This window comes from Streptococcus sp. D7B5 (genome assembly GCF_029691405.1).
In the GTDB taxonomy this organism is placed as follows: Bacteria; Bacillota; Bacilli; order Lactobacillales; family Streptococcaceae; genus Streptococcus.
The window spans coordinates 788,413-803,154 of sequence record NZ_CP121467.1; the positions used below are offsets into that span (position 1 = coordinate 788,413).

The window sequence follows — 14,742 nt, forward strand, 5'->3', positions numbered from 1 at the left end:
CCAGACAAGGTCTGACTTTGGTAGAAACAGAAAAGAGAATCACCTGTCCTCCCTACTTATCTGGTAATAAATAAGGTCCGCAACGTAGTCTTTTCTCTCCACACCATTGGCAATGGTTTTTAGATAAGACATTCCCGCTTTTTCCATAACACGGCCTGAAGCTAGATTGAGACTAGCGTAACGAGCTCTGACTTTTTGAAAGCCTGCTTGAGTAAAACAAAAATCTAACACAGCTTTCAAGGCCTCTGTCATCATACCTCGGCCCCAAAAGTTTTTTCCTAAAACATACCCAATTTCACAACTTAAATCTTCCTCGTGCATTTCAATGATGCTGATATCTCCTATCACATGCTCTGGGTTCTCTTTGAGACAAATGGCCCATTTGTAATAGTTGGGATTAGTATAGGATGCAACCCAATTTCGAATCGAGTTCCGAGTCGCTTCAACATCAGGATGAGGATCCCAGGTGACATAGGTCAGATTCTCAGCAGACGAAGCCCAATTTTGAAACATGGCTTCTGCATCACTCTCCACAAATCTTCTCAAAATTAAACGTTCTGTCTGTAATATTTGCGTACCGATTGCTTTCATAATGTTACCTCGCTTTCTAAGCTTAAGGCTCAAGATAAAAAGACTATACTCAGTAACAGCTAGAAAACAAGTTTTTCATCTAGTTACTTGACGCAGTCGCTGTCTGGTTTGAAATGCACTTTACCAAGCTTCTTCAAACCTAGTCATCGTTGCGGGGGTGAGACAAGGAAAATCGAACTCTTCGAGTTACCGAATCTGCCTCGTTTTCCTGTTTCTAGACTCGGGCTAAAAAGGTCCCCCGGACCTTCCTCGCTTTCTCATTTCTAGGCTCAGGGTAAAAAGACTATACTCAGTAACAGCTAGAAAACAAGTTTTTCATCTAGTTACTTGACGCAGTCGCTGTCTGGTTTGAAATGCGCTTTACCAAGCTTTTTCAAACCTAGTCATCGTTGCGGGGGTGAGACAACGAAATCGAACTCTTCGAGTTACCGATTTCTGTCTCACTCCCAAAAGTCATCAAATACGGTGATTGGTAGGTGGCGTTTGTGTTGGCCTTTGTACCACCAGTTTTCGATAGTCGCTTGAGCTTCTGGGCTGATTGTTTTGCCTTCAAGGTAATCATCAATTTCATTGTAAGTGACTCCAAGTGCAACTTCGTCAGCAAGTCCAGGTTTGTCTTCTTCTAGGTCTGCTGTTGGGATTTTTTCATAAAGAGCTGAGTCTGCACCAAGTTCCTTCAAGAGTTGTTTCCCTTGGCGTTTATTGAGGCGGTAAAGAGGGAGAATATCTGCACCACCGTCACCAAACTTGGTAAAAAAGCCTGTGATATTTTCCGCAGCATGGTCTGTTCCAATGACCGCTCCGCTATGGGCACCCGCAAGGGCATATTGGGCAATCATACGACTACGAGCCTTGATATTTCCCTTGTTAAAGTCTGAAACAGGACTTCCTGTCGCTTCGACTGCAGCTGTCATAGCATCAGCTGATTCCTTGATATTCACAACCAAGCTGACATCTGGCTGGATGAAAGCAAGAGCTTTTTGAGCATCTGCTTCATCAGCTTGCACTCCATATGGCAGGCGGACAGAAATAAATTGGTAGCTGTCATCTCCTGTCTCTGCTCGCATTTCTTCCATAGCTAATTGCGCCAAGCGCCCTGCCAAGGTTGAGTCCTGACCCCCAGAAATCCCTAGTACAAAGGTTTTAAGGAAAGGATATTTTTTCAAGTATCTCTTTAAAAAGTCAATGGAACGACGAATTTCCTCTTGGGCGTCAATCACTGGTTTGACACCTAGTTGCTGGATAATGACCTCTTGCAAACTCATTCTTCTTCTCCTTCACCAAGGGCTTCTTTGCGCATCTTGTCAATCAAGTCCATTTTGTCCTGCCAAATATCACGCGCCAAGTCCACTGGATAGTGTTGCGGATTGAGTACCCGTTTATACTCATCCCAAAGCTTGTCAAATTCCTTACGAGCATAGGCTTGAATCTCAGTTAAACTAGGCAAGTTGTAAACTAATGTTCCTTCTTTGAAAATTTCCACCAAGAGAGGAACGGCATCAAAATTACGAACGGTCTTTTTGATGTAAGTATAGGTCGGATGGAACATTTTGATTTCTGTCATGCTGGCAACATCCACACCGTCATAGGTGATGTAGTCACCTTCTGACTTACCTTTTTCACGACTAGTAATGCGCCATACTTGCTTCTTACCTGGGGTCGATACTTTTTCAGCATTGCTTGAAAGCTTGATGGTATTGCGCATCTTACCAGTTTCATCTTCGATAGCTACAATCTTATAAACCGCTCCAAGGGCTGGCTGGTCATAGGCCGTAATCAGCTTGGTACCCACCCCCCAAACGTCAATCTTAGCGTGTTGCATTTTGAGGTTAAGGATGGTATTTTCATCGAGGTCATTGGAAGCGTAAATTTTGGCATCTGGATATCCAGCCTCATCTAACTGTTGGCGAACTTTCTTGGAAATATAGGCTATATCCCCTGAGTCGATACGAACGCCTTTAAAATTAATCTTATCACCCAACTCACGCGCTACCTGAATAGCAGCTGGCACACCGATTCGAAGCGTATCATAAGTATCTACTAGAAAGACACAATCACGATGGGTTGATGCATAGGCCTTAAAGGCCTTATAGTCGTTTCCATAAACCTGTACCAAGGCATGGGCGTGAGTTCCTAGTACGGGAATTCCAAAGAGCTTCCCTGCTCGCACATTGCTAGTCCCGTTGGCTCCACCAATCACGGCTGCGCGTGTTCCCCAGATAGCCGCATCCATTTCTTGCGCACGACGTGTCCCGAATTCCATCAAGGGCTCATCTTCAATGACTGAACGAATACGTGCTGCCTTGGTCGCTATCAAGGTTTGAAAGTTAACGATGTTTAAAAGAGCCGTTTCGACCAACTGGCATTGGGCAAGAGGGCCTTCAACCTGTACAATCGGCTCATTAGCAAAAACCAAGTCCCCTTCCTGAGCGGAACGAACTGTTAATTCTAACTTGAGATTTCGTAGGTAGTCCAAGAATTCTCCATGATAGCCAAGCGACTCCAAGTAGTCAATATCGCTATCTGAAAAGCGCAAATCTTCAAGATAATGTACAATTCTTTCCAAACCAGCAAAAACCGCATAGCCGTTCTGAAAAGGTTGCTGGCGGAAGTAAACCTCAAAAACCGCCTTCTTATTGTGAATTCCTTGGTCAAAGTAAACTTGCATCATGTTAATCTGGTACAAGTCCGTGTGCAATGTCAAACTATCATCTGGATACATCTGTTTTCCTTCTTCCTACTTTACAAAGGTATGAATGTATTCTACCACTTTCACACCATCCGATAAATTAGTACTATTATAACACATTTTACTGAGATTGATAAAAAGCTAACAAGCTATTCTCCATTCTCCAGTTCATCCATATCTTGCTCAAACTTTTTTTGAGCCCATTCGCCATAACTTTTAAGGCCAAGATTGCCGATAAAAACCCAAGGAAGGTAGATCAGATAAGTGATGGCCCAAGCAGACAAATATTTAACGTTCAAAGGATTGTGCTGATAAATTTCGATATTGAATTGATAATTCTCCAACATCAAGAGAGTCGTAATAGCGAGAGTCACCAGCAAACACCCTCCAATCGTAAAATGAAAACGACTATAGTAGGTCACTCCAAGTTGTCGTGTACGATTGAAAAAGAAGAAAATTCCTAAAAGAAGGGTAACCAGAAGAATATTAGGATTAAAAAGAGCAGGTGATAATACAGCCACCAGATAGCTTAGCAGAATGAGCCCGATAAACACATTAAAAGACTCTGTCCCAGCTTTGTTAATCAGTTGTTCTTCTCTTTCGTCTAATAATTGATAATAAAAAAATCTATTTTTCATCTTCTTCCTCCCAAAATAATTGATCTAAAGTTTTGCCTAAACATCTGCAAATGGACTGGCAAAGGGAGAGACTAGGATTGTATTTCCCAGCTTCAATCAAACCTATAGTCTGCCTAGTAACACCTACAGCCTCTGCCAAATCCCCTTGTGTTAAATCAAGCTCCACACGAGCTAATTTTAATTTTAAGTTTTTAGCCACTAGCATCCTCCTTCACATTTTTAAAAAGTTGCGCTTCTTTTTAAATATATTATACCATATATCTAACTTAATGCAATATATAAATGTCATTTTGTAAGATTTTATTAACAAAAAACTCTCTACCATCTTACATGATAAAGAGTATTCGTTCTTTTTTTGATACTTAGCTAAGTTCCTCTTCAAAGGAAAGAAGTCTAGATCACAAATCCTTTTGGTAATAGTATCTTTGCCCTGTGTAGGGATAGTCTTGCAAGGTAAAGACTTCCTTGTAGCCATGGCTTAGATAAAAATCTGGCGCTTGAAACTGGTAAGTATTCACGAAAGAAAAACGACAGTTTCGATTCTTGGCTTCATTTTCTGCTCGCTCCAATAGTTTTGAACCAATTCCTTGTCCCCTCAATTCCTCTTTCACAAATAAATATTCGATTTCCAACCAATTTCCGAAAGTCTCAGCTACTAAGCCCGCCATGAGATTGCCCTTTTCGTCTTCAACATAAAGGTTCAGTGGCTCGCTTTCAGCCTCTTCTCTTTTAGAACGATTATAAGCACGAATCAAATCCCCTATTTCTTGCGCTTTAAGCGATTCCTTATTTTCCAATCTAACGTGCATCCAAACCTCCTAATAAACTACTACAGCTTGATTATAGTCTTATTTCGATGGACTGTCAAACTAGAAAAACTCACCAAACAGAGTTGATGAGTTCATGATTTATTTTCTAAATTTCCACTGACTATAAATCCCAAAAACAAGGATCCAGATGGCAGAACCAACTGCCCCCATGAAGGTAGACTCTTGCAAAAAGAGAGTCACGAAAACAAAGACAAAAAAGAGAATGGTTAGGGGATTAAGCAAGCGATACTGAGGCATGAGGTAGCCATCAGCCATGAAGTCTTGTGACTTACGGTATTTGAGATGGGCCACCATAATCAAGATATAAATCGCGATGTAAACACCTGATGAGGATGCGGTGATCAAAGCAAAGGCATCTGAAACACCTGGTAGCACGTTGATAAAGGCAGCCAGAGCAATCAAGATCGCTGAGGCGATGATGGCATTTTGAGGTACATTGTGGCGAGAAAGGGTATCGACCTTGATGGCCTTTAAGAAACGATTGGGCGAATCATGGGCAATCTGATATAAGTGTCTCCCTGTTGAGTAGAGAGTTGAGTTAAGAGCAGACGCTGCTGAGGTCAAGACAACAAAGTTGATTAGAGCCGCCGCCCACTTGATCCCTGCCAGTTCAAAGACCGTTACAAATGGAGAATCTGAAGAATTAAGATAAGACCAAGGAATAATGGCCATAATCGCAATGAGAGCTCCCCCGTAGAAGAAGATAATTCTGAGAGGAATTTCCTTAACAGCTTTGGGCAAGACCTGACGAGGGTTCTTTGTTTCAGAAGTTGTCACCCCGATAAACTCAATCATCAGATAGGCAAAAAATACCATTTGAAAGGCCATGACAAAGTTCATAACTCCGTTTGGAAAAAGAGAGAACTGGTCGCTGATATTTGCCAAACTTGCAACACCATGCGGTGTCTTAAAGCCTGTCAAAACCATAAAGACCCCAGTGGCAATCATGGCTAAAATCGCCACAATCTTGACCATAGCAAACCAAAACTCGACTTCTCCAAAGAGCTTAACCGCAATCAGATTGACCAAAGCCAAAATCGTTAAAAAGACAAGCTGAATCAGCCAGCTAGGCCAGGTAGGGAACCAGAAGCGGACATAGTCTGAGATGGCAGTGATTTCTGCCATACCGATAAAGACAACTGACAGCCAATAAGACCAAACTGAGAAATATCCCCAGCCTTTCCCCAAATGACGGGTGATAAAGTTGATAAAGGTATGCTGTTCTGGATCCTGATACAGCATCTCCCCAACAGCCCTCATCATCAAAAACATAAAGGCTCCTGTGATCATATAAATCAGAATGATAGAAGGTCCAGTAAGGCTGATAGAGCGACCAGCACCTAGGAAAAGTCCGGTTCCGATTGTTCCCGCAATGGCCATCACCTGAACATGGCGATTGGTTAAACCACGCTCCATTTTATTTTTCTTCTTATTTGAACTCATATAGTCTCCTATTTATCCAAAAAACCAAAAAGGAGTTGAGCAAGGCAAAACCTTCACTACTCCTTTTTCATCCTATTTAGGCTGTTTTCTCAACCTTTAAGATTTTGACATCATAGCTACCAACTGGTGTTTCAATCGTTGCAGTATCGCCAGTCTTCTTGCCAATTAGAGCACGGCCAATCGGACTTTCATTTGATACTTTACCAGCAAAAGCATCTGCACCTGCAGAACCGACGATGATGTAGACCTCTTCTTCGTCTTCACCGACTTCTTGGATTGTTACTGTTTTACCGATTGCTACCTCATCTTGGGCAACTGCATCGCTATTAACAATTTCAGCATAGCGAATTTTTGTTTCTAGACTTGAAATTTGTCCTTCAACAAAAGCTTGTTCATCTTTCGCTGCTTCATACTCACTATTTTCTGAAAGGTCTCCATAGGAACGAGCAATCTTGATACGCTCTACGACTTCGGGACGTCGAACGAGTTTCAACTCCTCTAATTCTTTTTCTAGTTTTTCCTTTTCTTCAAGGGTCATTGGGTAAGTTTTTTCTGCCATTTTTTTAACTTTCTTTTCTATTTCTTTTTTAAAACAAAATTATGTGGAAAACCACATAATTTTAGTTTGAACTACTTGCTTGAGGTAACTTGCTATTGATATGCTCTGCAACGTTTTGATCATGTTCTTCTTTTGTTGTTGCAAAGTATACTTTACCGTCTTCAACATTGGCTACAAAGTACAAGTACTCACTCTTTGTCTGGTTTACACTTGCTTCAATCGCATCCGAACTTGGGCTATCAACCGGTCCAGGCATGAGGCCAAGGTGTGTGTAAACATTGTATGGTGAATCAATCGTTGTATCAATTCCAGCGTCATCTGCTAAACTAATCTTTTGACCAAGTTTTCCTTGAGCATATAGGATAGCGATATTACTTTGAAGTGGCATACCGACATTCAAGCGGTTATAGAAGACACCTGCGATTTTCTTGCGGTCTTCGGTCTTAGCACCTTCTTTTTCGACAAGAGAAGCAATGCTGAGCAATTCATTAACTGTCAGATTCTTTTCTTTGATCGTAGCGTAGTATGGTGACATAGCCTTGTCCATAGCAGCTACCATCTCATCAATCAAACTTTCAACAGTTGTGCTGTCTTTGATCGTATAGGTTGCTGGGAAAAGGTAGCCTTCAAGACGATAACGAACGCCACTGTCTTTTGTTGGAAGACTTCCAAGTAGGTTTGGATACTTGGCTACTAATTGTGAGATAAAGGTCTCATCTTGAACTTTTGCCAAGAAAGCATCCGCAGTAAGAGGTTCTTTAAATTCACCTTGAAGTTGTCCTACTGTTTGAGCGATTTGCTCTAATGTATAGCCTTCTGGAATGGTCAAGTTTGCAAGAACAGGTGCCTGAGCTTCAGGAGTCCCACCTTTTTGCAATTCTTGAATCAACTCATCCGTACTCATACTCTTCTTCAAGTTGTAATAACCTGACTTCAAGTTAGCATGGCTATAGTATTTAGCATAAAGGCTAAAGATCAGTCCATGTTTAACCAAACCAGATTTTTCCAAGGTGCTTCCAATTTCTTGAACGTTTGCTCCGTCTGGGATTTGAACCGTTACATAGTCCTTAGAGCTCGCATCAACAGGTTTCAAAGAATCTTGAACGTAACCATAACCAAAGTAACCACCGACTGCAACGAGTACTAGGAGAACTAGAACTGTTACTAGGCAACCTTTGGCTTTTGATTTTTTCTTTTTCTTAGTTGATGTTGCACCTTGACGACGACTACGACGCGGAGCATCAGCTAATCCACTGCTAGATTCTGTAGAAACAGGCTCTACTCTTTCAGGCATCCCTAGGGTGATTTCCTCTTTCTTGTCTTCTGTTTTATAGGTTACGGCAACCTTAGTCGGAGTATCGTTAAATTCTTTTTCTTCGGGTTTAAGCTCAACTGGTTCTACCTTAGGTTGAACGGGTTCCACTACAGGTTCTTCAGCCAGATGAATCGGCTCTACTAGAGGTTCTTCAGATTCTACAACTTCAATCTTGTCGATGATTGGCTGTCTAATCTCTTTCTCTTCTTGGTCATCCGTTTCATCAGTTCTAGCACTTGAAAGTGGAGGAACACTTGGTGCATTCTTTAGAATTTTATCGACAACAGACAGGGAATCAGCCATCAACTCTTCTGTTGATGTTTCTGGTTCAAGATCTGAAGGAGTTGCTGAACTAGCTTGAGATGATGAAGCCGTCAGATTTGGAATCTCTACTTCTTTCTCTCTTCTATCTTGTTCTTTTACTCTTTCTAAATCACGTAGAATCTGCTCTTTAAAGCTTAATTTTTCTTCTTCTCTTGATTTTTCAGTCAAAAGCATTACCTCCTTGTTGACAATCCATAATATTATATCTTAAAAGTCGTAGAAAAGCAACCAACTAGGGCATTCCCTAGCTAGTTTTATTGATTTTCAGGCTGCCAGACCATATCATACCATGTTTCCCCAGCAAAGTTTGACTGGGATATTCCTTCATTAACAAAGCCGTGCTTTTCATAATAGGCGATAAGGTAATCATGACACGTCAGATTAATGCCCTCTCGCTCATGTTCTAAAGCGACTTCTTTCAAAGCCCTTAATAGTCTTTTCCCCACTCCCAAAGCTTGTGCTTCCTTGGCAATAGATAGGCAAGTCACAGAAATATAACCTCCAGGTTGATGGCTATAGTCTTTTATTTCTTCTGTAAATGACTGATCATGTAGATGGCGGTGTGGGACGACTGGACCTTCGATATAACCAAGAATATTCCCCTCTTTTTCAGCTACCAGAAAACTGGTCTGAATTTCCTGCAAATGGGCCTCAAAGACCGAACGAGGAATGGCTTCCTCCAGTGAAAAATTCTCCAGCTCTATCTCTATAATCCGATCTAAATCCGAAAATCTTGCTTGTCTGATTTTCATATTTCCTCCTGATAAAAGGGATTTCCCCAAATCAGATACCATTCAGAGCCACTGCCATAATGACTCTCGGTCACTTCTTCTTCAACAAAGCCATTCATTTCAAAATATGATAGTAGTTCATCAGGACTCTGCAAAAGAATACCTTGATAATCTAGTTCGACTGTCACCTGTTTCAAGGCTGCAAGAAGAAGAGTTCCCAGCCCCTGTCCCCAATGGTCAGGATGAATAGTCAAGGATTTTACTTCTATCCATTTGGGATGAAGAGACTGAGCTTCTCCCAAAACATAGCCCACGAGCTGATTTTCATCCCCAGCTACAAGAAAGGTACCCGCAGTCTTGCGGATACTCTCTTCTAAGGATTGGTGGCTAAGTGTCTCTTCTGATGAAGGATTGGCTTCTTCAATCGCCAACATTTCTTCTAAATCTGATAGGGTAGCTTGCCTTATAGTGATTGGAATTTCCATCTGTTTTCCTTATTGGACATTGCTTGTCAAGTTAGACAAGAGACGTTCAAATGAATATTCATAGGTTTGGATATCTCCAGCACCCATAAAGACGTAAACAGCATTATCATGGTCTAGGAGTGGAGAAACATTTTCAACAGTGATAACCTGGTGTTTCTTGTTAATTTTATTGGCTAAGTCTTCTACTTTGACATCACCATGGTCCACCTCACGAGCTGATCCATAGATTTGCGCTAGGTAGACGGCGTCTGCTTGATTCAAAGCATGGGCAAATTCGTCCAACAAGGCAATGGTTCTTGTAAAAGTATGTGGTTGGAAGATTGCCACGATTTCCTTGCTTGGGTATTTTTGACGAGCCGCATCCAAGGTCGCAATGATTTCTGTTGGATGGTGGGCAAAGTCATCAATAATCACTGTATCATTGACAATTTTCTCAGTGAAACGACGCTTAACACCTGCAAAGGTTTTCAAGTGTTCACGGACCAAGTTCAAATCAAAACCAGCTGTGTAAAGAAGACCAATAACAGCTGTCGCATTCATAATATTGTGACGACCAAAGGTTGGAATGTGGAATTGACCCAACTCTTGACCACGGAAATGAACGGTGAATGTTGAACCAGTCGTAGAACGAAGAAGATCGCTAGCTACAAAGTCATTGCCCTCAGCTTCAAAACCATAGTAATAGATTGGCGCATTGGCTGTGATTTTACGCAACTCAGCATCCTCACCGTATACAAACAAACCTTTAGTAATTTGTTTGGCATAGTCGTTAAAGGCATTGAAAACATCCTCTAGACTTGTAAAGTAGTCTGGATGGTCAAAGTCAATGTTGGTGATGATAGAGTATTCTGGGTGGTAAGGCATGAAGTGACGCTCATATTCGTCTGATTCAAAGACAAAATATTTGGCATTTGCTGAGCCGCGACCTGTCCCGTCACCAATCAAGAAGCTGGTATCTGTGATGTGAGACAAGACGTGTGACAACATACCTGTTGTTGAAGTTTTTCCATGAGCTCCTGCCACTCCCATGCTGACAAAGTCGCGCATAAAGCTACCTAGGAATTCATGGTAACGTTTGTAGCTGATACCATTTTGATCCGCATAGGCGATTTCAACATTGTTATCTGGACGGAAGGCATTCCCCGCGATAATCTCCACATCACCTTGTAAGTTCTTTTCATCAAAAGGAAGAATCGCAATCCCTGCCTGCTCTAGTCCACGTTGAGTAAAGTAATATTTTTCAACATCTGAACCTTGAACCTTGTGTCCCATTTGGTGCAACATCAAGGCTAGGGCACTCATCCCTGATCCCTTGATTCCAATAAAATGATATGTTTTTGACATGCTTTTCTCCCCTACTCAGTAATTCTTGTCAGATTCAACTCTTGGGCAACCTGACGTTCCTGTTCTGTTTGCTTATTCTTTTTATTATAAATCTGGCTCTTCTTCAGAAAATCATAGTTGTTCTTTTTAGCTTTTCCAGCTTGATTTTCTAGACTCGGAGTCGCTACTTGTCCAACTTCTTCAGCTAAAATATAGTGGGACTGGCTCAAGTTTTTACTAAATTTGGCAAACTCACCAGGATTTTCCTTTTGAAATGGCGCTGTTGGTTGGTTTCCTTGACGAACAAGTGTTGAACCATTGTGTCGTCTAGTATGACTAACATCCTGAGTCAAATACTTGGCTGAACGTTTCTTCTTTAAGTCCGCACGCGCCTCTTCTCGAGCCAATTCAGCATACGTTTTTTCAACTTTTTTAGGTTCTGGACTTGGCTTTGACTCCTTATTAACCACTGGAGAAACTACGGTTTCTTCCTCATTGATAGGAGACCATTCCAAATAGTTCTTATCGCGGTAATCACCTTTGATATTGCTAATAAAGTCTGACTCATCGTACAAGTCCATGACTGGCATTTTGGTCAGCATGATCTCGTCATCTGACACCAATGGAAATCGATCTTGTTTCATTTTGTATTTCCTTTCAACACTTCATTATAGCGTATTGTCTTGATTTTTCAAGTGCTGGCTTCAGAAATTCCCAAAATTTCACGAATTTCTGCCAGACTGAGACTCGCACGCGACTCCGTACCATCTAAAACCTGGGAAACCAAATGTTTCTTTTGTTCTTGAAGTTCTTGGATCTTTTCTTCAATGGTTCCCTTGGTAATCAAACGATAGACTTCGACCATCTGCTCCTGCCCCATGCGGTGGGCTCGTCCGATAGCCTGGGCTTCGACAGCGGGATTCCACCAAAGGTCAACTAAAATAACCGTATCAGCTCCCGTTAGATTGAGACCAACACCACCCGCCTTAAGGGAGATGAGAAAGGCATCTCTTTCTCCTTGGTTAAAGGCCTTGGTCATCTCCTGTCTGTCATGAGCAGGAGTTGAACCTGTGATTTTGAAGGAGGTCAAGCCCAAGTCTGGGAGTTCTTGCTCGATTTTTTCCAACATTCCTTTGAACTGGGAGAAAATCAAGACCCGATGCCCACCATCAGCCACTTGTAGCAATAAATCTCGGAGACTATCCAATTTACCACTAGCTCCCTGGTAATCGTCCATGAAGAGAGCTGGCGTATCGCAGATCTGGCGCAATCGCATGAGGCCAGATAAGATTTCTACCCGACTTCTTTGGAATTCTTGATCTGTCACTTGCGCTAGGCGGTCTCGCATCTGTTGCAACTGGGCGAGATAGATGGCCTTCTGCTGATCTTCCAGTTCATTTTTATAGACGACTTCAATCAAATCAGGCAGTTCTGTAAGAACTTCTTCTTTCTTACGCCTCATGACGAAGGGTTTGATAAACTGCGCGACTCGGTCAGCCGGTAATTTCATAAACTCCTTTTTACTTGGCAAGAGCCCCGGAAGCACAATTTGAAAGATGGACCACAACTCTCCTAAATGGTTTTCGATAGGCGTACCTGACAAAGCAAAGACTGCCGGCACCACAAACTGGCGCAAACTCTGAGCAATCTTGGTCTGGGCATTTTTCATGACCTGGGCTTCATCTAAGAAGAGAAAATCAAAAGCCATCTCTTGATAAAGCTCGCTGTCTTGACGAAAGGTTGCATAGCTAGTTACATAGATTTGGTGATTTTCAGAAAGAATCGCTTCTCGATTCGCTTTCAAACCATGAACGACAGCCAAATCCAACTGTGCGGCAAATTTCCTGAATTCATCTGCCCAATTGTAGATCAAACCTGACGGCGCTAAAATTAAGACTCGACTATCTTCGGTCACCTGACTAGTCAAAAAAGCAATAGTTTGCAGTGTTTTTCCCAGTCCCATATCATCGGCTAGGATGCCACCAAAGCCATAGTGGTGAAGCATCTGGAGCCAACGGACTCCCTTTTCCTGATAGTCTCTCAAACTCGCCTGCACCCGTATATCTCCCAAAGGAAAATCCTCTGGATGGGTCAAATCATGAGCTAAATGCTGAAATACTTCCGAGAAGGAGATCCGATCTCGACCTTCAAAAAGCTGAGAAAGGCTATAAGCCAGAGATTTTCGCGCTTTGAAAGAACCATCTTTTAGCTCAACCCCCAGTTCCTGCAAATTTTGACGAATCTGCTTGGTTTCCTCATCAAAAAAATATACTTGGTCAGAAGAACTGATATAGAAATCCTGATTGCTACTCAGTGCTTTGAGAGCTTGATCAATCTCTTCCTGGGCAATCCCTTGGAAATCAAACTGAATCTCCAACAGTCCTCCCTTGGACTCAATCTGAACCTGAGGAGCTTGGACGCTGTAGAGCTGATTCATCTCATCAGACAAGAAAACCTGGCCCAATTTCTCAAAAGCTGGAATCGTATGGTGAAAGAAAGAATAAACTGCCTCTGGCTTCAAAGCCTGTCTCCAAGACTGAAAATCAGCCTCAAAACCAGCCCCTAAACAGACTTGAAATAGTTGGTTTTCCAAGACGGCATCGCTTGAAAATGGTAATTGTTCCAGCTGTTGGCGACTAGTCACCTTAACATCTCCATAGTCAAACTGGATATTCAAGCGGATGCGGCCGTCATCCTCCCTATCAAAGTAAAAGATTGGTGAAAAGGGTCTGATTTGCAAGCGCTCAGGAGCAGAAACTGTGCCCAGCTGTCCAAACAAAGGCAAACAGGTGGCTAGGCGATCACGATCACTGTTGTCAAACTGGAGGCATTTTCTCCCTCTCTCCTCCTGAGGAAGCTCCTTGATTTCCTTTAGGAGGCTGATTTGTTTAGGGTTTAAGAGATAAAGATTCCCCTTACGAAAGAGAACCACTCCCCCATAGAATATGTTGATTCGCTCAGTCTCAGAAATTTCCATCTCAAAATAATCGGGATACTCCTTCACGGAAAAAGAGAAAAGGTTTGCATCTGGATCTAAATCATGAAAGAGAAGATTTTCATAACTAGTAATCTGGTGTTCGAAATGAAAATCCTCCAAGTTCATCAGCAACTCCACTCCCTGCTCAAAAAAGGGCAGAGGGAAAAAGAGGTGACGACCTTGATTGGGGAAAAAGAGCTCTTGACTCAGTCCCTCCTCAATCAAGCCACATAAAAAAGTAAGAACTTCTTGACTAGCTGTATCAAAAGCATCCCAAGACAAGTCGTTTTCATAGTGTTTCCCAATCATATATGGCTTTCGATGGACTAAGACCTTCAAAAAGAGAGGAATATCACGGATGACATAATATTTTTGACTATCAACTAAACCGATTCGGAGTGTCCAAAGGAGGCGATTGGTTCCAGCTTCTACCTGACCTTGAGCCGACAAAGTGTAGATTTTTTCTCGCTTCTGAGGTTGGATCCGCTCCAAAAAACTACCGCCAAAACTAACCTTGGTTTCGACCTCTTCTTGCTCTTCATGTCCTTTTTCTAAGGCTTGTAAAATCACCTGGCCTTCTTCATCATTTTTCAGATAATGCTCGAGCGCTGCGAGGTGAACACAGTAACCTCTTTTTTGGAAAAAATCGCAAGCACAAAAAACCAGATCATCCTCTAAACTGTAGCGCAAGTCTTCTCCCGCCACACGAGTATAGAGGCGATTCCCTTTTTCCTTGATAATCTCAATCTTGCCCGTTTCATAGAGTGTAACCCCCTCCATGCGCAACTTTCCAGGAATCAATTTAGCCATAGTTACCCCTTTATCTTATCTTTTCAT

General features: G+C 42.1%; 14 protein-coding genes. All 14 read right to left on the reverse strand.

All coding sequences use genetic code 11. The features are described from left to right. Positions 1-39 precede the first annotated feature (39 nt). The 14 genes from P8P68_RS03815 to P8P68_RS03880 all read right to left on the reverse strand — a co-directional run bounded on the left by P8P68_RS03815 (position 40) and on the right by P8P68_RS03880 (position 14,715). Positions 40-591 carry a GNAT family N-acetyltransferase gene (locus P8P68_RS03815; RefSeq protein WP_000643815.1) on the reverse strand — a complete coding sequence of 184 codons (552 nt, stop codon included), beginning with the start codon at positions 589-591 and terminating at the stop codon, positions 40-42. 440 nt (positions 592-1,031) lie between these two features. Beyond that, on the reverse strand, positions 1,032-1,856 hold the full coding sequence (gene nadE, locus P8P68_RS03820) for an ammonia-dependent NAD(+) synthetase (protein WP_000058070.1): 825 nt from the start codon (positions 1,854-1,856) through the stop codon (positions 1,032-1,034). After that, positions 1,853-3,313: a nicotinate phosphoribosyltransferase gene (locus tag P8P68_RS03825; protein ID WP_000283148.1), complete on the reverse strand. Its 1,461-nt coding sequence runs from the start codon at positions 3,311-3,313 to the stop codon at positions 1,853-1,855. The genes nadE and P8P68_RS03825 overlap by 4 nt, the downstream gene beginning before the upstream one ends. A 116-nt stretch (positions 3,314-3,429) precedes the next feature. Continuing rightward, the gene (locus tag P8P68_RS03830) at positions 3,430-3,918 is read right to left on the reverse strand and encodes a DUF6773 family protein (RefSeq protein ID WP_000797150.1); all 489 of its coding nucleotides are present in this window, start codon (positions 3,916-3,918) and stop codon (positions 3,430-3,432) included. Continuing rightward, positions 3,908-4,117: a helix-turn-helix transcriptional regulator gene (locus tag P8P68_RS03835; protein WP_001107495.1), complete on the reverse strand. Its 210-nt coding sequence runs from the start codon at positions 4,115-4,117 to the stop codon at positions 3,908-3,910. Before P8P68_RS03835 ends, P8P68_RS03830 begins: the two co-directional genes overlap by 11 nt. Positions 4,118-4,316: 199 nt before the next feature. Continuing rightward, the gene (locus tag P8P68_RS03840) at positions 4,317-4,727 is read right to left on the reverse strand and encodes a GNAT family N-acetyltransferase (RefSeq protein WP_000558478.1); all 411 of its coding nucleotides are present in this window, start codon (positions 4,725-4,727) and stop codon (positions 4,317-4,319) included. A gap of 99 nt (positions 4,728-4,826) precedes the next feature. After that, on the reverse strand, positions 4,827-6,191 hold the full coding sequence (locus P8P68_RS03845; RefSeq protein ID WP_000097708.1) for an amino acid permease: 1,365 nt from the start codon (positions 6,189-6,191) through the stop codon (positions 4,827-4,829). A 76-nt stretch (positions 6,192-6,267) separates the two neighbouring features. Beyond that, positions 6,268-6,750 carry a transcription elongation factor GreA gene (gene greA / locus P8P68_RS03850; protein ID WP_000818765.1) on the reverse strand — a complete coding sequence of 161 codons (483 nt, stop codon included), beginning with the start codon at positions 6,748-6,750 and terminating at the stop codon, positions 6,268-6,270. Between the two features lie 61 nt (positions 6,751-6,811). After that, positions 6,812-8,563, reverse strand: a complete 1,752-nt coding sequence (gene mltG / locus P8P68_RS03855) for an endolytic transglycosylase MltG (RefSeq protein ID WP_278276208.1) — start codon at positions 8,561-8,563, stop codon at positions 6,812-6,814. 80 nt (positions 8,564-8,643) lie between these two features. Beyond that, on the reverse strand, positions 8,644-9,141 hold the full coding sequence (locus P8P68_RS03860) for an N-acetyltransferase (RefSeq protein ID WP_000702417.1): 498 nt from the start codon (positions 9,139-9,141) through the stop codon (positions 8,644-8,646). After that, positions 9,138-9,605 (reverse strand): GNAT family N-acetyltransferase, encoded by a 468-nt coding sequence (locus tag P8P68_RS03865; protein ID WP_000405313.1) that lies wholly within the window; start codon positions 9,603-9,605, stop codon positions 9,138-9,140. Before P8P68_RS03865 ends, P8P68_RS03860 begins: the two co-directional genes overlap by 4 nt. A gap of 9 nt (positions 9,606-9,614) precedes the next feature. Continuing rightward, on the reverse strand, positions 9,615-10,949 hold the full coding sequence (gene murC / locus P8P68_RS03870; protein WP_000048076.1) for a UDP-N-acetylmuramate--L-alanine ligase: 1,335 nt from the start codon (positions 10,947-10,949) through the stop codon (positions 9,615-9,617). 11 nt (positions 10,950-10,960) lie between these two features. Then, positions 10,961-11,572: a cystathionine gamma-synthase gene (locus P8P68_RS03875; RefSeq protein WP_278276209.1), complete on the reverse strand. Its 612-nt coding sequence runs from the start codon at positions 11,570-11,572 to the stop codon at positions 10,961-10,963. 47 nt (positions 11,573-11,619) lie between these two features. Next, positions 11,620-14,715, reverse strand: coding sequence for a DEAD/DEAH box helicase (locus tag P8P68_RS03880; RefSeq protein ID WP_278276210.1), 3,096 nt, complete (start codon positions 14,713-14,715; stop codon positions 11,620-11,622). Between the last annotated feature and the right edge of the window lie 27 nt (positions 14,716-14,742).